The organism is Porphyrobacter sp. CACIAM 03H1, from assembly GCF_002215495.1.
GTDB lineage: Bacteria > Pseudomonadota > Alphaproteobacteria > Sphingomonadales > Sphingomonadaceae > Erythrobacter.
Genome location: NZ_CP021378.1, coordinates 314,114 through 332,216 on the forward strand (window position 1 = coordinate 314,114; position 18,103 = coordinate 332,216).

The window sequence follows — 18,103 nt, forward strand, 5'->3', positions numbered from 1 at the left end:
GAGGCTCCCCATGCATCGCACGCTTGCCACCCTTGCCGCCCTCGCCACTGCCACCACGCCCACGCTGGCGGCGGATCCGGTCGTGCTCCAGCCGAACGGTTCGTGGAACCTCGATTACGCCGACGAGAAATGCCTGCTCACGCGCCTCTTCGGCGAGGGCAAGGACACGCACTTCCTCGCCTTCCAGCAATACTGGCCCGCCCCCGAGGCTGGGGTGACGGTCGCCGGCCCCGGCTTCGACCGCTTCCGCAGCCTCGCGCGCACCGATGTCCGTTTTTCCGAGACGCAGACGCCCTTTGCGACGACGCCCTTCACCGGAACGGTCGGCAGCTACGGCCCGGGGGTGATCTTCTCCAACCTTCGGCCCGACCGGGGCGAGCCCGAGCAGAACGTCACCGGCGAGACCGGCAAGCCCGGCCTGCCGCAGCTGGACCCGACGCTGGGCAAGCAGGCGGTGTTCCTCGAACTCGCGCAGGGCGGGCGGACGGTGCGGCTCGAGACCGGTCCGATGGACGCGGCCTTCGCGGCGCTCAATGCCTGCACGCTCGACCTGCTGCGCGACTGGGGGCTGGATCCCGAGCGCCACCTCACGGCGCAGAACGGGCCACGCTGGCGGAACGAAGAGGCGCTCACACGCCGGATCGTCGCCAACTATCCGCGCGATGCGCGGATGCAGGGCGAGCAGGGGATCATGCGGATGCGGGTGATCGTTGCGGCAGACGGGTCGGTGGAGAGCTGCACGATCATCAGCGCGACCAAGACCGAGCGGCTCGAGAGTCCCGCCTGCGAGGTGATGCAGCGCGCGCAGTTCGATCCGGCGCGCGATGCCAACGGAACCCCGTTCCGCTCGCTCTACGCGACCTCGATCACCTACCGGATGCGGTGACGGAGCCTAGAGCACCGTCGTAAGAAAGTGCAACGTCATGCCGACGAGCCCGCCCACCAGCGTGCCGTTGATGCGGATGAACTGGAGGTCGCGGCCCACCGCGCCCTCGACGCGGCCCGTTATGGTGGTGGCGTCCCAGCGCTTCACCGTCTCCGACACCAGCCGCACGATCTGGTCGCCATAGCGGGTCGCGACGCCCACCATCGTGCGGCGGGCGAAGCGGTTGATCTGGTGCTGGAGTCGCGCGTCCTGCTGGAGCGCCTGGCCGAGCTCGGCGAGCATCGCGCGCATTTCCTCGCCCATCCCGCTTTCGGGATCGCGGGCGCGGCGGATCAGCGACTGGCGAATACGCTCCCACACCCCGGTCCACCACACCGCGACGGCGGGATTGGCGATGAGATCGCGCTTCATGTCCTCGACCTTGGCGCGGGTCTCGGGGTCGTGCTGCAGGTCCTGCCCGAGCTTCGCCAGCCCTTCCTCGATCTTGGCGCGCAGGGGGTGATCGGGGTTCACCAGCACCTCGGCGAGCAGCTTGTAGAGCCCGTCGAGCACGCTCGAGGAGATGGTCTTGTCGATCCCCGCCCAGCGCAGCACGCCCGACACCCGCTGGTGGATGATCTCGCGCAGGGTCTCCTCGTTGTCCTCGATCGTCAGGCCGGCCCACCGCACGAAGCCGTCGATCAGCGGCTGGTGGCGCTTGTCGACCATCGCGCTCTCGATCATCCGGCCTGCGAGCGGGGCGATGTCGAGCTTGGCGAGCTGCCCCGCAAGGCCGCTCCTCACCTGATTGCCGAGCCGGTCGGGATCGAGCGATTCGAGCACTTCGGCGAGCAATTCCGCAGCGCCGCTGGTGATGCGCGAGCGTTCGTCCTGCCCGCCCCGTCCGGGTGAGCCCGCGAGGAACTCGCCTGCCGCCTTGGCGACATTCATCGCCGACATACGCCGCGCCACCACCGCCGGCGTGAGGAAGTTCTCGCGCAGGAAGGCCGCCATCGTGTCGGCGATGCGGTCCTTGTTCTCGGGGATGATCGCCGTGTGCGGGATCGGCAGGCCGAGCGGATGGCGGAACAGCGCGGTGACGGCGAACCAGTCCGCCAGACCGCCCACCATCGCCGCCTCGGCGAAGGCGTTGACATAGCCCCAGGCCGGGTGGCCGGTGACCGCGAGTCCGTGGGTGGCGACGAAGATCACCGCCATCGCGGCGAGCATGCCCGTCGCCGTCCAGCGCATCCGCTTCGCGCGGTCGACAGTGAGCGGCTGGGCGCCGAAGGTCAGGGGCCTCGAGAGACGCGTTGCCATGAGAGCGGCCTTAGCCCGCTTGGGGCCGGTCCGTCACCCCTTTCCCGTCACTCGGCCGGCTCGCCGCCCGCCGGGCGGTTGGCAAGGCCGGGGAAGGGCAACTCCGGCGTGCGTTCGATGCCGCGGCTCTCGTCGCCCGGCTTGTAGGTCAGCAGGCGCGAGCGCAGCCACGGCCCGACGCGCTTCTCGAACCCGTCGGCAAGGCTGAAGCCCGCCGGCACGATCAGCAGCGTCAGCATGGTCGAGAGCACCAGACCGCCGATCACCACGATGCCCATCGGCTGGCGCCACGCCCCGTCGCCCGACAGCGACAGCGCCACCGGCACCATCCCCGCCGTCATCGCCACGGTCGTCATCACGATCGGCTGGGCACGCTTGTGCCCGGCATCGAGGATCGCCTCGAGCTTGCCGACGCCCTTGTTCATCTCCTCGATCGCGAAGTCGATCAGCAGGATCGAGTTCTTGGACACGATCCCGAGCAGCAGCAGGATGCCGATATAGACCGGCATGGATTGCGGCTGGCCGAGCAGCCAGATCAGCAGGATCCCGCCCAGCGGCGCGAGCGCGAGCGAGGTCATGTTGACCAGCGGGCTCATCAGGCGCTTGTAGAGCAGCACCAGCACCGCGAAGACCAGCAGCACGCCCGCGATGATTGCGATGATGAGGTTGGTGATCAGCTCGGCCTGCCATTCCTCCTCGCCCACCACGTCGCGGATCACGCCGAGCGGCAGGTCCTGGAGCACCGGCAGGGCATCGATCTGCGCCTGCGCCTCGCCCTTGAGCACGCCCGCGGCAAGGTCCGCCCCCACCAGCACGCGGCGGTTCTGGTTGTAACGCTGGATCGCGGTCGGGCCGGAACCGAAGGTGATGTCGGCGACGCGGCTGAGCGGCACCGAGCCACCGTTGGCGAGCGGCACGGGAAGGTTCTCGATCGTGCGGAAATCGGTGCGCGCCTCTTCCGACAGGCGCACCACGATCGGGATCTGGCGGTCAGACAGGGAGAAGCGCGCCGCGTTCTGCTCGATCTCGCCCAGCGTCGCGATGCGGATCGTCTGCGACAGGGCAGCGGTGGTGACGCCCAGTTCGGCGGCGATCTTGTCACGCGGGGTGATGATGATCTCGGGTCGGTTGAGGTCGGCGCTGATGCGCGGGGCGACCAGCGACTTCAGGCCCTTCATCTCTTCGACCAGCCGCGCGGCGGTCTGGTCGAGCAGCACGGGATCGCTGCCCGCAAGCATCACCGTCATGTCGCGGCCCGAGCCGAACCCGCCGGACTGCGACTGGAAGCGCACCCGGGCATCGGGGAAGCGCGCCAGTTCGGGCGCCAGTTCGCGCTCGAATTCGATCGAGGTGCGCTGGCGGTCATCGCGCAGCTTGAGGAAGATAGACGAGGTGTCGCCCAGCCGGATGCGTTCGAGCAGGCGCTCGACCTCGGGCTCCTGGCGGAGGCGGTTGGCGACGGTGTTGACCACCCGCTTGGTCTCGGCGAGCGTGGTGCCGGGCACCATCTCGATCTCGACCCGGCTGTTCTCGTCGTCGATGGTCGGCTGGAACTGGCCGGGGATCTGGCCGAACAGCACAATGGTGATCAGCAGCGAGAACCAGCCGATGCCGAGCATCCACACGCGGTGATCGTAGAAGCGCGCGGTCATCCAGCGGGTCGCGCGGGCAAGGCCGCTGTCGCCGCGGGCGGGCGCCTCAATCGCTTTGAAGGCGAGGAGGGCGGCGAGGAAAGACAGCAGCGAGACGAGCAGGACGATCACCACCTCGAACACCTTGGCGACGATCGTGTTCACGACCGCGTTGGTATCGGCTTCGACGGCGGCGGCGATCTCCTTGTGGACGCCCAGCCCGATAAGGCCCTTCCAGGCGCCGGTGACCGAACCGCTCGCCAGTTCGAACATCGTCAGCGCCGGGACGATCAGCAGCGCAATCACCGTCAGCAGCAGCGCGGGCACATAGAGCGCCCGGCGGCGCGGCCCCGTCAGCCCGGCGCGGCGCACAGCCATCCGGCCGGTGTCGAGCGTCCAGGACAGCACGCGCATATAGGCGTCGATCGCCGGGCCCTCGCCATGTTCGGCATGGCCCTTCGACTTGAGAAAATAGGCCGCCATCAGCGGCGTGATCATGCGCGCGACGGCGAGCGACATGAGCACCGCGACAACCACAGTGATGCCGAAGTTCTGGAAGAACTGGCCCGACACGCCCGGCATCAGGCCCACGGGGAGGAACACCGCGACGATGCAGAAGCTGGTGGCGACCACGGGCAGACCGATCTCGTCGGCGGCATCGATCGAGGCCTGGTAGGCGGTCTTGCCCATCCGCATGTGCCTGACGATGTTCTCGATCTCCACGATGGCATCGTCGACCAGCACCCCCGCCACCAGCGCCAGCGCCAGCAGCGACAGGAAGTTCAGATTGAAGCCCAGCAGGTCCATGAACCAGAAGGTCGGGATCGCGGACAGGGGGATGGCGACCGCGCTGATGAAGGTCGCGCGCCAGTCGCGCAGGAACAGGAACACCACGACCACGGCCAGCACCGCGCCTTCCACCAGCGCCCACATCGAGGACTTGTACTGGCTGCGGGTGTAGGTCGTGCTGGTCGAGAACTTGATGAACTTCACGCCCGGGTTCTCGGCCTCGATCTTGTCCATCTCCTCGAGCGCGGCGTCATAGACCGCGAGGTCCGATGCGCCGCGGGCGCGGTTCATCAGGAAGTTCACGACCTCCTTGCCGTTCACCTCACTGATCGAGGTGCGTTCGGAATAGCCGTCGCGCACCTTGGCGATGTCGGCGACGCGCACGGTGCGCCCCCCGCCGAGCTGGATCTGGGTCTGCGAAAGCTGGTAGGCGGTGTCCGAATTGCCCAGCACGCGCAGCGACTGGCGGGTGCCGCCGATCTCGGCGAGACCGCCGGCCGCATCGAGGTTCGACTGGCGCAGCGCCGCGTTGATCTGCGAGGCGGTGACGCCGAAGGACTGCATCTTGGCCGGATCGAGGATCACCTCGATCTGCCGGTCGACGCCGCCGATGCGCTGGACTTCGGCCATGCCGTCGATCTTGAGCAGCCGCTTGGCGACGGTATCGTCGACGAACCAGCTCAATTGCTCGAGCGTCATGTCGTTGGCCTCGACCCCGACATAGCCGATCGGCTCGCCCACCACGTTGACCTTGCGCACCTGCGGCTCGAGGATGCCGTCGGGCAGGCTGCCGCGCACCCCGTCGATCGCGGTCTCGACCTCGTTCACGGCCTCGATCAGGTCGGTGCCGATCTCGAACTCCACGAAGGTTTGCGAACTGCCCTCGCGCGCGGTCGACTGGAGCGAGTTGACCCCGGCGATCGAGCGCAACGCGCTCTCGACGCGCTGGGTGATCTGGTTCTCGATCTCGGTCGGCGAGGCGCCGGGCTGCGCGATCTGCACGATCACAGCCGGGAAATCGACATCCGGGTTGTTGGTCACGTCCATCCGCATGAAGCTGACGATCCCGGCGATCAGCAGGCCGGTGAAGAACACCAGCGGGATCACCGGGTTGCGGATCGACCAGGCCGAGATGTCGCGGAGTGCCATGATGTTCCTGCCTGTTGTTCGCCGTTCTCGGCCGTCCCCGCACAGAGTTACGCGGCGAACCGCGGCGGGGATGGATGCCTTATTTCTTCAGGGGCTGCGGATTGACGGATTCGCCGGGGTTGAGGAACCCGCCGGCGCGCAGCACCACGCGTTCGGTGCCGTTCAGCCCTTCGGTGATGGCGATGCCGTTGGCGGTGACGGCGCCGGTCTTGACCGGACGGCGCACGGCCTTGTTGTCCTCGCCCACGACATAGACGAAGCTCCCCTTGTCGTCGGCCAGCACCGCGCTTTCGGGCAGCACGGTCGCGCTGAAGCTGCCGCTGTTGATGCGCGCGGTGGCAAAGCCGCCGGGGCGCAGTTCGGGGGCGAAGCTCAGCGCGATGCGCGCGGTGCCCTGCCGGGAGGTCTGGTCGATCACCGGCGCGATCTGCCACACCTGACCCGAGAAACGCTGGTCCGACCCGGCCGGCGTGATCGTCGCCATGGTGCCGACCGAGAGCTTGGCGAGCTGTTCTTCCGAAAGCTGGGCCAGCATCTCCATCTCGCCGCCGCTGGCGATGGTGAACAGCGCGGGGGTGCCCGCACCGACGGTCTGGCCGGGCTCGACCGCGCGCGAGAGGACATAGCCGGTCGCCGGCGCGAGGATGTTGAGCCGCTGGTTGCGCGCGCGCTGCTCGGCGAGCTGCGCCTGCGCGACCTTGACCCGCGCGACGGCCGCATCGCGGGTCGCGGTCAGGCGGTCGACATCGGCCTTGGAGACGAAGCCGCGCGCCACCAGTTGCAGCGCACGGTCGAGATTGGCCTGGGCGAGATTGGCATCGGCCCGCGCGACCTCGATCTGCGCGGCCTGAGCCTCGGCCTGCTGGACCTGCACCGAGCGGTCGATCACCGCCAGCACCTGGCCCTGCTGCACCCAGTCGCCCGCATCGACGGTGACGCGCAGCACCTGCCCGCCTTCACCGACCACGCCGACCGGCATAGGACGGCGCGCGGCAAGCGTGCCGGGCGCTTCGATCTCGCCAGCCACGGTGGTGCGGCCGGGAGTGACCACCGTCACCGAAGGGGCCTGCGAATTGTCGTCGTCCACCGCCACGGGCTCGCCGCCCGCCAGCGCGAACCACGCAGCGACTGCCAGCAGCAGGGCAAAGAGGCCAAGCCCGCCGACGATCAGCCAGCGCGGGATCGCCGGCGCGGCGAGCGTGCGCGCACCGACATATTCGGTCGCAACCCCGTCTGCGGCATCGGCCCTGATCGTCGTCTCGTAATTCATCGACTGCGTCCTCGCTCGGGCAAGGGTCACGCGGCGCGCGCCCTGCCCCCGAGTGTATTACTCGTATAAGTCACCAAGAGCAACGGCTGATAGAATAGCACGTGCTGCACCGCAATGCGTGCATCGACCGATGACTTTCAGCCTAGACGAAGGACAGGCGCGTCAGGTTCCCTGTGTGCCGGGTTCAGCCGCGATTCAGCGCATCCGGCCGCGCTGAATTAGGTTGAGGATGCCGAGCAGGATCACCGCGCCCACCAGCGCGCCGAACACCCCCGACCAGTCCGGCGGCCAGGCGCCGATTCGCCCGCCACCGAGGATGAAGGACAAAAGCCCGTTGCCGATGAACGAACCGACGATCCCGACGACGATATTGGCGATGATGCCCATCGAGGCATCGCGCTTCATCATCAGGCTGGCCAGCCAGCCGATGACGCCGCCCATCACGATGAACCAGATGAATCCCAGCATTCCGGTCACTCCCCGTTCCGGCCGCGCCACCGAGGCGCGCCCCCGCGCAAGGAATGTGGCACGAATCGACAGCGGCCCGCAACGCCCCGGAAGGGCGGCGGGCCGAAGCATGGACTGCTTGCAGGGATCAGTACTTGAGCTGGCGCTCGTAGAGGTCGCGGTAGTGCTGGATCTTGGTGACGCGCAGCCCGTGCATGCCCGAACGGTCGACCGCACGCTGCCACGAGGCAAATTCCTCGAGCGTCAGGCCATAGCGCGCTAGCGCCTCGTCGAGCGTCAGCAGCCCGCCGTTGACGGCGGCCACGACTTCGGCCTTGCGCCGCACCACCCAGCGCTTGGTGTCGGGAGAAGGCAGGTCGGCGAGGGTCAGCGGCTCTCCGAGTGGGCCGATGACATGTGCGGGGCGAATGTCCTGGTTCTCAATCATTTCGTGTCTCTCGCATCGCCGCGGGGCGCGTCGGAGGTAAGTCCTTTGGCGTGACCCGGGCGGTTCACATCGTTGCTAGCGATGTTGGCACCAGGTCCTTTCAATTGCCCTAAACTATCATGGTTAAGGCGAGGTTCGCTCTGGTCGAGAAGCGCGAAGTAGCTCGCAGCGGCATCGCCGAAGCTGGCCGCGACCGCCTCGATCGGGGCATGGGCCTCACTGCGCAGCAGCAGCCGCAGGTCGCGCGCGGCGTTAAGGCGAGCGGTGAGCTCGCTCCACTCGAGAGCGCGCATGGCATCGCCCGCGCGCCGCGCCGGACGGACGCCGAATCGCTCGTCTCTGCCGGATCCGGCAAGAGCGCGCAGACGCGCCCGCTCCTCGGCGGTAAGTCCGCCGACAGGGGCGCCGGAATGCCCATGGGGTGGCTTTGGTTTCTCGAACATCATCCAGCTTCTAAGCCGTGTGCGTCAAAATCCCGTAAAGCTGCCATTTACTTCGGCTTAGGATTAGTGCGGGCGGATCCGGCAAGAGCAAGAGGGTGAGGCGCACTGGCGAAACGGGCCCGCCCTCGCTATATGCGGCGGCACTCATGGATACCCCAGCCCCTCCCGAAACCGGCTCGATGGCCGCGGCTAAGGCCGCCGCCCTTTTTGATCTGCCCCGCCCCGCCGCCGATTGCCGAATCGTCGTCGCGATGAGCGGCGGGGTCGATTCATCGGTGGTCGCGGCGCTGGCCCACGCGAGCGGCGCGGAGGTGATCGGCATCACCCTCCAGCTCTACGATTACGGCGCGGCGACAGGCCGCAAGGGCGCCTGCTGCGCGGGCGACGACATTCGCGACGCGCGCGCCGTGGCCGACCGGCTCGGGATCGCGCATTACGTCTTCGATCACGAAAGCGCCTTTCGCGCGAAAGTGGTCGAACAGTTCGCAGACGATTATCTCGCCGGGCGCACCCCGGTCCCCTGCATCCGCTGCAACATGGGGCCCAAGTTCACCGACCTGTTTCGCATGGCGCGCGAGCTTGGGGCAGATTGCCTTGCGACCGGGCATTATGTGCGCCGGGTGCGGGGCGCGGGTGGCGGCCTAGAGCTGCACCGGGCCCACGATCCGGCGCGCGACCAGTCCTATTTCCTCTACGGCACCACCGAGGCGCAACTCGAATACCTGCGCTTCCCTCTTGGAGGCATGCCCAAGACGGAGGTGCGCGCGCTCGCCGAGGCGGCGGGGTTGCGCAATGCGGCCAAGCCGGATTCGCAGGACATCTGCTTCGTGCCCGATGGCGATTACGCGAAGATCGTCACCAAGGTCCGCCCCGAGGGCGCGGCTCCCGGCGCGATCGTCCATGCCGCCACCGGCGAGAAGCTTGGCGATCACAAGGGTATCGTCCATTTCACCGTCGGCCAGAGGAAGGGTCTCGAGATCGGCGGACAGCCCGAGCCGCTCTATGTGATCGGCCTCGACGCCGCGTCGCGCGAGGTGCGGGTCGGGCCCAAGCGCATGCTCGCCGTAACCGCCGCACACCTCACCGAGACCAACCGCATCGGCCCCCTGCCCGATGCCCTGCTGACCGCGAAGGTCCGCAGCCTTGCCAGGCCCGTGCCGGTGACGCTCGAAGGACAGCTGGGTGACGGCGGGGCGGTGAGGATCCGCTTCGCCGAACCCGAGTTCGGCGTCGCCCCAGGACAGGCGGCGGTGATCTACGCCGGCGAGCGCGTGGTCGGCGGCGGCTGGATCGACACGACCGAGAAGGTCGAAACCTAGCTCTCGTAGGGCTCCAGCACGCAGCCATAGCCCTTGCGGTATGTCGCGGTCGCCTGCGCCACCAGCGGGAAACGCGCGGTGACGCTCCTCGCCTCCACGTCCTCGACCAGAGTGACGGCCTCCATGCCCGGCAACTTGTCCTTGGCGCAATCCTCAAGACTGCGCCCGGCGACGAAGCGGCACGAACAGGCGACCCGGGCCGAATAGGCCGAGGCGATGCTGCCGTAGCCGTTGATGGGTTCGCGGAAGGCCCAGGCCGTCCCGGCAATCGCCAGCGCGAGGATCGCGAGCAGCCACAGGCCCCAGCGCGGACGGGAGGACGAGCCTGCGGGTGATTTCGCCATTGCCAAGCCTTGTTGCTTCGGGAAATGAGGGCGCGATGACCCTGCCAGCCGCCGTCCTTAACCGCGCGACCTGCCTCGCGCCAGCCCTGCTGATGCTCGCCGCCTGCGGAGCCACTCCGCCCGCCGAGGCACCCCTCACCGAGGCCGCGCTCGGGGCGGTCACCGCGGATGCGGGCGCGCCCAAGGACCAGCTCGCGCGGGAGATCGACGATCTCTTCACCGCTCCGGACGTGGGCGAGACCCGCGCCGTGGTGCTGATGGCCGACGGGAAGATCGCCGCCGAGCGCTACGCGCCGGGCTACGACAAGGACACGCGCTTTGTCAGCTGGTCGATGGCCAAGACCGTCACCGGGGTGCTGATCGGGATGCTGGTGTCCGACGGCCTGCTGGCGCTCGATGCGCCCGCCCCCGTTCCGCTGTGGCAGCGCCCCGGCGACCCGCGCGCCGAGATTACCGTGCGCCAGCTGCTCCAGATGCGCTCGGGCCTCAGGCACACGGAAAGCGGCGATCCGCCCTACGAATCATCCGAGGTCCGCATGATCTTCCTCGACGGCCGCGACGACATGGCGCGCTGGGCCGAGGAGCAGCCGCTCGAGGCCGAGCCGGGCAAGCAGTTCGAATATTCGAGCAACACCAGCGTGATCCTCGCCGACATCGCGGCGCGGGCGCTCACGACGAGCGACCGGCCTGAGGCGCGGCGCAAGGCGGTGGCGGACTATCTCCAGCAACGCCTGTTCGCACCCCTGGGGATGGACAGCATGGTGCCCGAATTCGACGCCAGCGGCACGCTGATCGGCGGCAGCCTGATGCACGCCACCGCACGCGACTGGGCGAAATTCGGCGAGATGCTGCGCCTCAAGGGCCGCGCCCCGGGCGGCGAGCAGCTCGTGCCGCAGCGCTGGGTCGAGGCGATGGTGACGCCCAGCCCGGCGCGGGCCAATTACGGCTTCCAGATCTGGCTCAACCGCAAACTGCCCGAGGGCGAGGAGCAGCCCCTGTTCCCCGACCGCGCGCCCGCCAGCCTGTTCTCGTTGATCGGGCACGTCGGGCAGTATGTGCTCGTCTCGCCCGAGCAGCGCGTGACACTGGTCCGTCTCGGCCATTCGAACACCGAGGAGCGCAAGGCGATGCTCCAGCAGGCCGCGGACGTGCTGGAGCTTTACCCTCAGAGGTAGAAAGCGCCCTCGACCACGGTGACGCAGGGTCCGCCGAGCCACGCCCGGTCGCCGTCGAGGCGCAGGGTGAGGTCGCCACCGCGCTGCGAGGCCTGGTGCGCGGTGAAGCTGTCGCGCCCCAGCTTCTTCGCCCAATAGGGCGTGAGCACGGCGTGGGCGGAACCGGTGACGGAGTCCTCGTCCACCCCGCCGCCGGGCACGAAGACGCGGCTGACGATGTCGGTGCTGTCGCCCGGCGCGGTGCAGATGAACTGGTCGGTGCCCAGTGCCCCCAGCCCGCGGATATCCGGATCGAGCGCGCGGATCGCCGCTTCGCTCTCGAACAGGAAAATGTTGTAGCGGCTGTCGTTGCGCCACACCTCCAGCGGCTGCGCGCCGAGCAGGGCGACCGCCTCGGGGTAGTCACGCGGGGCGGTTGCGATGGCGGGGAGCGCCAGTTCGTAGCCGTCACCGGCCCTGACCACCTCGAGAATGCCCGACTTGCGGGTCCGGAAGGTGATCCGCTCGCCGCCGTCGCGCTGCAAGAGGACGTGTCCGCTCGCCAGCGTTGCATGGCCGCACAGGGCGATTTCATAAGTGGGCGTGCACCAGCGCAGCTCCCAGTCAGCCGCGCCCCTGGTGTCGCGCACGACGAAGGCGGTCTCGGCGAAGAGGTTCTCGCCCCCGATCTTCACCAGCACATCATCGGGCAGCCACTCGTCCAGCACCATGACCGCGGCCTGGTTGCCGCCGAAGGGCTGCGCGCTGAAGGCATCGACGTGCCAGTAGAGGATCTTCTGGGGCATGGGGGGCCTCAAGGATAAAGCAGCGTGTCGGACCACGGCGCGTCAGGGCCGGAACGGGTGAATTCGCGCCGGTCGTGCAGCCGGTTGTCGCGGTCGATCCAGAACTCGATGCGGCGGGGGGAGAGGGTGAAGCCGGTCCAGTGCGGCGGGCGGGGAACCTTGCCCTCGGCCTCGTGCGCGGCCCAGATTTCCTGCACCCGGTCGATATAGGCCTGCCGCTCGGGCAGGGGACGCGACTGGTCGCTGGCGGCGCTGCCGACCTGGCTCTTGTAAGGGCGCGAGTGGAAATAGGCGTCGGCGCGTTCGGGGCTAACCTCGGTCAGCGGGCCCTCGATGCGAATCTGGCGGCGCAGGCTCTTCCAGTGGAACAGCAGCGCGGCCTGCATATTGGCGCGGATCTGCCCGCCCTTGCGGCTCTCGGCATTGGTGAAGAAGGTGAAGCCGCCCCCGGCGATCTCGCCCTTGCCGTGGCCCTTCAGCAGCACCATCCGCACCGAGGGCGCACCCTCGGGGGTGGCGGTGGCGAGCGCCATCGCGTTGGCATCGTTGATCTCGCCCACCTGTGCGGCGGCGAACCATTCCTCTAACAGGTCGAAGGGATCGACACTCGCCGGCAGCACGCTGTCGGCCAACTGGGCATCGTCGAGGGGGGTGGCACTGCTCATGCGCGAATGTCCTTGCTGATCCGCGCGGGACATAGGCGCGCAAGGCTGGCGATGAAAGTGCAGGACATGCAATTTCGCCCGCGGCTTGCGCGAGGCCGCTGTCTCACCTAGCTAATACGCCATGCGCGACCCTTACAGCACTCTTGGCGTTCCCCGCACGGCGTCCGAGCAGGACATCAAGAGCGCCTATCGCAAGCTCGCCAAGGAGTTGCACCCTGATCGCAACAAGGACAATCCCAAGGCGGCGGAGAAGTTCTCTGAGGTGACACGCGCCTATGACCTGCTGTCGGACAAGGCCAAGCGCGCGCAGTTCGACCGGGGCGAGATCGATGCCGACGGCAATCCCGCCAATCCCTTCGCCGGCATGGGCGCGCGGCCCGGCTACAGCCGCGGCGGCTATGGCGGCGGGCCGGGGGGTGGCGATTTCGGCGGGTTCGGGGGCGACGATGTCGATCTCGGCGACCTGTTCGAAGGCCTGTTCGGCGGACGCAACCGCCAGCAGGCGCCGCCGCGGCGCGGCTTCGGACGCCAGCCCCCGCCGCCCCCGCCCAAGCGCGGCGCGGATATCCAGTACCGGCTTGCGGTGCCTTTCGTCGATGCTGCCGCCGGCCGCGACCAGCGCATCACCCTCGCCGACGGCAAGGCGATCAGCCTGAAGCTGCCTGCCGGTGTCGAGGACGGCACGATGATGCGCCTCAAGGACAAGGGCCACCCCGGCCCCGGCGGCAATGGCGACGGGATCGTGATGGTGGAGGTCGGCTCCCACCCCTTCTTCCGCCGGGAGGGCGACAATATCCGCATGGACCTGCCGATCACCCTCGACGAGGCGGTGCGCGGGGCCAAGGTCAAGTGCCCCACGGTCGATGGTGCGGTGATGCTGACGATCCGGCCGGGCAGCTCGGGCGGCACGGTGCTACGCCTCGCCGGCAAGGGCTGGACGAAGAAGAACGCCAGGCTCGTCGACGGCAAGCACGAACGCGGCGACCAGCTGGTGACGCTGGAAATCCAGCTCCCTGCCGACCTCGGCCCGCTGACCGAGCGGCTCGAGGGCTGGATCGACACTGCGCGGCCACGGGAGAAGTTCGGCCTGTAGCGGCCGGGCGCGAGGCTGATCATGGGCGACACCCCACCCCCCTCCAATCTGCGGCCCCGGTTCTGGGCCGTGGTCGGACAGGTGGCGACCGACACCTTCAACGACGGGTTCATCCACGCCGGCAACCTCGCCTATCTCGGCATGCTGGCGATCTTCCCCTTCTTCATCCTCGGCGCGGCGCTGTTCGACCTGATCGGCGGGCGCGACAATGCCGAAACGATCATCCTCTCGGTCGCGCAGGCGATGCCGCAATCGGTGGCCGACACCATCGTGCCGGTGGCCGAGGACGTGATCTACGCCCGTTCGGGCTGGCTGCTCTGGGCGGGCGGCGCCGTCGGGCTTTGGACAGTGTCGAGCCTGATCGAGACCATCCGCGACATCCTGCGCCGCGCCTATGGTGTGCGCAGCGTGCAGGCGTTCTGGCGCACGCGGCTGCTGTCTGCGGGGCTGATCCTTGCCGCGGTGGTGGTGCTGATGCTGTCGCTGTTCGCGCAGGTGATGATCGGCGGCGCACAGGAAGTGATCGCTGCCGCCTTCCCGCAGCTCGGCGAATGGATCGGCACGCTGCGTCTGTCGCGGATCGTGCCGGCGCTGGGGCTGGCGGCATCTTTGTGGGTGCTGTTCGTGACGCTCACCCCGCCCGCCTTCCGCGGCCGCCGATGCCCCAAATGGCCCGGCGCGCTGTTCACGGCGCTGTGGTGGCTGGCAGTCGCCGCGGCGCTGCCGATCGTGCTGCGCAGCGTCTTCACCTATGACCTCACCTATGGCAGCCTTGCCGGTAGCATGGTGACGCTGCTGTTTTTCTGGCTTGTCGGGCTTGGCCTCGTTATCGGCGCGGAACTGAATGCGGCGCTGGCGCCGGAGGGGCTTGACAGGCGCGCGGGCGAGGCAAGCGAGGAGAAGGCGTAGATGAACGGGTTGATGGCAGGCAAGCGCGGTCTCATCATGGGGCTCGCCAACGACAAGTCACTGGCCTGGGGCATCGCGAAGAAGCTCGCCGAACAGGGCGCAAGCCTTGCCTTTTCCTATCAGGGCGAGGCGCTCGCCAAGCGGGTGATCCCGCTCGCGGCCGAACTGGGCAGCGATTTCACCTTCGAATGCGACGTGTCGAAGATGGATTCGCTCGATGCTGCCTTCACCGCCCTCAAGGAACGGTGGGAGACGATCGACTTCGTCGTCCACGCGATCGGCTATTCCGACAAGAACGAGCTGCGCGGCAAGTATGTCGACACCAGCCTCGAGAATTTTCTCAACACCATGAACATCTCGGCATATTCGCTGGTCGCGATCGCCCAGCGTGCTGGGGCGATGATGCCCGAAAGCGGGGGCGCGATCCTCACGTTGTCCTACTACGGCGCCGAAAAGGTCGTGCCGCATTACAACGTCATGGGCGTCGCCAAGGCAGCGCTGGAGACCAGCGTCAAGTATCTCGCCAACGATCTCGGACCGCGCAACATCCGCGTCAACGCGATCAGCGCAGGGCCGATCAAGACGCTCGCCGCGAGCGGGATCGGTGATTTCCGCTACATCCTCAAGTGGAACGAATACAATGCGCCGCTGCGCCGCAACGTGACCATCGAGGATGTCGGCGGCGCAGGACTCTACCTGCTGTCCGACCTGTCGTCGGGCGTCACGGGCGAGACCCACCATGTCGATGCCGGCTATCACGTGGTCGGGATGAAGCAGGAAGACGCGCCGGATATCGCGCTAGGGTGAAACTTGCTTCGCTTGAGCAGGTCATGCCGCACTTCCTGACTCTGAACTCTTCAGTCTGCGCGAGGCCTCTTGGGTCAAGGTCTCCGACAGTCATCGGAGTGACGCTCCGGGCGCTTGCAGGAAGTTCCTATCGATGCCAAAAACCTCCATTGTCTGATAGGTTTAGTGGCAATTGGGTTCGTTTGGTTCGTTAGCCGGTCCAATAGTCTTTGGGTCAGCCTTATGTTGCATAACGCTGTGGCCGGTTGGCGGCGAAGCTGCAGCGGCAAAGCGGACAAATCCCCAACAGATTGCAAATACGAGTCGACGCGATTTCAACGGCGTGCTTGAAACGGGGGATGACAAGCAGACGACAGATAGAAGCCAATCGCCGAAATGCAGCACGAAGCACAGGACCATCTTCGCCGGAAGGGCGGGCTGCAAGTAGCGCCAATGCCTTGAGGCACGGCATACTGAGCAATCGTTTCATCGCTGACCACGAGAATTACGAGGTCTTTACCCGCCTGCTGACGGACCTCGTTGCAGAATACGAACCCGAGACTGCGTTGGAGTCGCTTTTGGTCGAACGGCTGGCCATGTTGTTCTGGCGGGAGCGTCGCCTAGCGACTGCAGAAGCTGAGCAAGCGAATCTGATTTACGCAAACTCGAGCAGTCCATTTGGCTCGGGCTCGCGCAACGTGCCGATAGCAAATCAATATCTGGTGGGGCGGTATCAAGGCATGCTCGGGAGGCAGATCAAGGAAACGCTGAGAGATCTTCGGGACGAGCGTGATCGACGCTTGAGGCAAATTGGACAGCCAGTAGCCGAAGAGACCAACAGCTTTGAAGACATTTGAAGGAATAGCCTTTAGTCTCAAGACACTTTGCAGCCTGGAGTCTATTTTATAAGAATCGACGATTACACCGTCTTCAGGGGTAAAGGCTATGCCCAGGCCTTAAATCGGCCTCTCTCAGCTATACCAAAAGAGTCTTTAATCTGCCAAAATTTACGCAGCATCGTCTATGATTTGCCGCAAGCGGTTCTGGGCTCATTCGATTAATGAGCGAACGCCGCCCTCTAGAGCAGCGGGCGCCACCAGGCTTCGTTGTCGAGGTACCAGCGCAGCGTTTGACGCAGACCATCCTCAAAACCGTGGGCCGGCGCATAGGCGAGTTCGGCCCGAGCCTTGGTTTCATCGATGGCGTAGCGGCGGTCGTGGCCGGCGCGATCGGTGACGAAGGTCTTGAGGCTGCTGGTGGGCTCGCCCTTGGCTGCCGGGGCGTCGGGATAGCGCGCGGCGAGGCCGTCGATCTCGGTGAAGGCGCGGTCGACCTCGGCGCAGATGGTGTCGATCACGGTCATGTTGGGCAGTTCCGCCCCGCCGCCGATGTTGTAGGTCTCGCCCGGTTGGCCCTTGAGCAGACAGGCCTCGATCCCGCGGCAGTGATCCTCGACGTGCAGCCAGTCGCGCACGTTCATCCCGTCGCCATAGATCGGCAGATTGCGACCGTGGAGCGCGTTCAGGAGGAACAGCGGGATGAGTTTCTCGGGATACTGGTAGGGACCGTAGTTGTTGGAGCAGTTGCTCGTCGTCACCTCGAGCCCAAAGGTGTGGTGATAGGCGCGCACAAGGTGGTCCGAGGCTGCCTTCGAGGCCGAGTAGGGCGAGTTGGGCGCATAGGGCGTGGTCTCGCTGAACGCCGGATCACTGGGACCCAGCGAGCCGAACACCTCGTCGGTCGAGATGTGGTGGAAGCGGTGGGGGATGCCGTCGCCCGCGAGCCAGACCGCGCGCGCGGCCTTGAGCAGGCTGTTGGTGCCAAGGATGTTGGTGTCGATGAAGGCATCGGGCCCGGTGATCGAGCGGTCGACATGGCTCTCGGCGGCAAAGTGCACCAGCGTGGTGATCCCGTGCTCGCGCAGCAGGCGCTCCACGAGCTCGGTGTCGCGGATGTCACCGCTTCCTCGCCAAGCGTCGCACGCGTCTTGCGTGGTCGAGCGGTTGCCGGCATAGGTCAGCGCATCGAGCACGATCACCCGGTCTTCGGGGTGCTTCGCGTTCCAGTAATGCACGAAATTGCCGCCAATGAACCCGGCACCGCCGGTCACGAGTAGGTTAGCCAAGCTTTGTTTCCTCTTCGAGCATCAGGCGCAGGTTGCTGCGCCAGTGAACCGCTTCCTCGCCAAGCGTCGCACGCGTCTTGCGGCAATCGAGCAGCGAGAAGGCCGGACGCCGCGCGGGCGTCGGGTAGTCGGCCGTGGTGAGCGGACGGATCAGCGGAATGCGCGTCAACAGGCCGAGAGCAGCGAGAAGGCCGGACGCCGCGCGGGCGTCGGGTGTCGCCCAAGCAGCGAGAAGGCCGGACGCCGCGCGGGCGTCGGGTAGTCGAGCAGCGAGAAGGCCGGACGCCGCGCGGGCGTCGGGTAGTCGGCCGTAGCAGCGAGAAGGCCGGACGCCGCGCGGGCGTCGGGTAGTCGAGCAGCGAGAAGGCCGGACGCCGCGCGGGCGTCGGGTAGAGCAGCGAGAAGGCCGGACGCCGCGCGGGCGTCGGGTAGTCGGCCGTGGTGAGCGGACGGATCAGCGGAATGCGCGTCAACAGGAGCAGCGAGAAGGCCGGACGCCGCGCGGGCGTCGGGTAGTCGGCCGTGGTGAGCGGACGGATC

Annotated in this window: 18 protein-coding genes and 1 pseudogene; 7 read left to right on the forward strand and 12 right to left on the reverse strand. The window is 67.2% G+C overall.

Annotated elements, in window-relative coordinates; translation table 11 throughout:
* The first annotated feature begins 10 nt into the window (after positions 1–10).
* On the forward strand, positions 11–886 hold the full coding sequence (locus tag CBR61_RS01525; protein WP_088912783.1) for an energy transducer TonB: 876 nt from the start codon (positions 11–13) through the stop codon (positions 884–886).
* Positions 887–892: 6 nt separating this feature from the next.
* On the opposite strand, the gene CBR61_RS01530 is transcribed toward CBR61_RS01525, so the two are convergent.
* The 6 genes from CBR61_RS01530 to CBR61_RS01555 form a co-directional block, all read right to left on the reverse strand.
* Entirely contained in the window at positions 893–2,185 is a 1,293-nt protein-coding gene (locus CBR61_RS01530) for a DUF445 domain-containing protein (protein WP_088912784.1), read from the reverse strand.
* Positions 2,186–2,232: 47 nt separating this feature from the next.
* The gene (locus CBR61_RS01535) at positions 2,233–5,754 is read right to left on the reverse strand and encodes an efflux RND transporter permease subunit (RefSeq protein WP_088912785.1); all 3,522 of its coding nucleotides are present in this window, start codon (positions 5,752–5,754) and stop codon (positions 2,233–2,235) included.
* 79 nt (positions 5,755–5,833) lie between these two features.
* Positions 5,834–7,024, reverse strand: a complete 1,191-nt coding sequence (locus CBR61_RS01540; RefSeq protein WP_088912786.1) for an efflux RND transporter periplasmic adaptor subunit — start codon at positions 7,022–7,024, stop codon at positions 5,834–5,836.
* 195 nt (positions 7,025–7,219) lie between these two features.
* A complete protein-coding gene (locus CBR61_RS01545; RefSeq protein ID WP_088912787.1) occupies positions 7,220–7,492 on the reverse strand; it encodes a GlsB/YeaQ/YmgE family stress response membrane protein in 273 nt (90 codons plus the stop codon).
* Positions 7,493–7,619: 127 nt separating this feature from the next.
* Positions 7,620–7,919 carry a DUF1153 domain-containing protein gene (locus CBR61_RS01550; RefSeq protein WP_088912788.1) on the reverse strand — a complete coding sequence of 100 codons (300 nt, stop codon included), beginning with the start codon at positions 7,917–7,919 and terminating at the stop codon, positions 7,620–7,622.
* Entirely contained in the window at positions 7,916–8,365 is a 450-nt protein-coding gene (locus CBR61_RS01555; RefSeq protein WP_157696462.1) for a hypothetical protein, read from the reverse strand. Before CBR61_RS01555 ends, CBR61_RS01550 begins: the two co-directional genes overlap by 4 nt.
* 143 nt (positions 8,366–8,508) lie before the next feature.
* On the opposite strand from CBR61_RS01555, the gene mnmA reads away from it, so the two are divergent.
* The gene (gene mnmA, locus CBR61_RS01560; RefSeq protein WP_088912790.1) at positions 8,509–9,681 is read left to right on the forward strand and encodes a tRNA 2-thiouridine(34) synthase MnmA; all 1,173 of its coding nucleotides are present in this window, start codon (positions 8,509–8,511) and stop codon (positions 9,679–9,681) included.
* Here the strand turns inward: mnmA and CBR61_RS01565 are convergent.
* Complete coding sequence (locus CBR61_RS01565; RefSeq protein WP_088912791.1) at positions 9,678–10,025, reverse strand: hypothetical protein; 348 nt, start codon at positions 10,023–10,025, stop codon at positions 9,678–9,680. The two genes, mnmA and CBR61_RS01565, sit on opposite strands and share 4 nt — an antisense overlap.
* 35 nt (positions 10,026–10,060) lie before the next feature.
* Here CBR61_RS01565 and CBR61_RS01570 point away from each other — a divergent pair, with 35 nt between their 5' ends.
* Positions 10,061–11,200 (forward strand): serine hydrolase domain-containing protein, encoded by a 1,140-nt coding sequence (locus CBR61_RS01570; RefSeq protein ID WP_088912792.1) that lies wholly within the window; start codon positions 10,061–10,063, stop codon positions 11,198–11,200.
* Here CBR61_RS01570 and CBR61_RS01575 read toward each other — a convergent pair.
* Together CBR61_RS01575 and pdxH are read right to left on the reverse strand one after the other, a co-directional pair.
* Positions 11,191–11,985 (reverse strand): PhzF family phenazine biosynthesis protein, encoded by a 795-nt coding sequence (locus tag CBR61_RS01575; protein WP_088912793.1) that lies wholly within the window; start codon positions 11,983–11,985, stop codon positions 11,191–11,193. The genes CBR61_RS01570 and CBR61_RS01575 overlap by 10 nt on opposite strands.
* A gap of 8 nt (positions 11,986–11,993) precedes the next feature.
* Positions 11,994–12,650, reverse strand: coding sequence for a pyridoxamine 5'-phosphate oxidase (pdxH, locus tag CBR61_RS01580; RefSeq protein ID WP_088915389.1), 657 nt, complete (start codon positions 12,648–12,650; stop codon positions 11,994–11,996).
* 121 nt (positions 12,651–12,771) lie between these two features.
* On the opposite strand from pdxH, the gene CBR61_RS01585 reads away from it, so the two are divergent.
* The 4 genes from CBR61_RS01585 to CBR61_RS01600 all read left to right on the forward strand — a co-directional run bounded on the left by CBR61_RS01585 (position 12,772) and on the right by CBR61_RS01600 (position 16,295).
* Positions 12,772–13,743 carry a DnaJ C-terminal domain-containing protein gene (locus tag CBR61_RS01585; RefSeq protein ID WP_088912794.1) on the forward strand — a complete coding sequence of 324 codons (972 nt, stop codon included), beginning with the start codon at positions 12,772–12,774 and terminating at the stop codon, positions 13,741–13,743.
* A gap of 21 nt (positions 13,744–13,764) precedes the next feature.
* Positions 13,765–14,652: a YihY/virulence factor BrkB family protein gene (locus CBR61_RS01590; RefSeq protein WP_088912795.1), complete on the forward strand. Its 888-nt coding sequence runs from the start codon at positions 13,765–13,767 to the stop codon at positions 14,650–14,652.
* On the forward strand, positions 14,653–15,459 hold the full coding sequence (gene fabI, locus CBR61_RS01595) for an enoyl-ACP reductase FabI (RefSeq protein ID WP_088912796.1): 807 nt from the start codon (positions 14,653–14,655) through the stop codon (positions 15,457–15,459).
* 245 nt (positions 15,460–15,704) lie between these two features.
* The gene (locus tag CBR61_RS01600) at positions 15,705–16,295 is read left to right on the forward strand and encodes a hypothetical protein (protein ID WP_157696463.1); all 591 of its coding nucleotides are present in this window, start codon (positions 15,705–15,707) and stop codon (positions 16,293–16,295) included.
* 221 nt (positions 16,296–16,516) lie between these two features.
* Here CBR61_RS01600 and rfbB read toward each other — a convergent pair whose 3' ends face one another.
* The 3 genes and pseudogenes from rfbB to CBR61_RS17120 all read right to left on the reverse strand — a co-directional run.
* Positions 16,517–17,563 (reverse strand): dTDP-glucose 4,6-dehydratase, encoded by a 1,047-nt coding sequence (gene rfbB / locus CBR61_RS01605; protein ID WP_088912798.1) that lies wholly within the window; start codon positions 17,561–17,563, stop codon positions 16,517–16,519.
* The gene (locus tag CBR61_RS01610; protein WP_233996804.1) at positions 17,556–17,732 is read right to left on the reverse strand and encodes a sugar nucleotide-binding protein; all 177 of its coding nucleotides are present in this window, start codon (positions 17,730–17,732) and stop codon (positions 17,556–17,558) included. Before CBR61_RS01610 ends, rfbB begins: the two co-directional genes overlap by 8 nt.
* Positions 17,729–18,103, reverse strand: a pseudogene (locus CBR61_RS17120) (hypothetical protein); the annotation flags it as partial. The pseudogene CBR61_RS17120 and the gene CBR61_RS01610, both read right to left, overlap by 4 nt.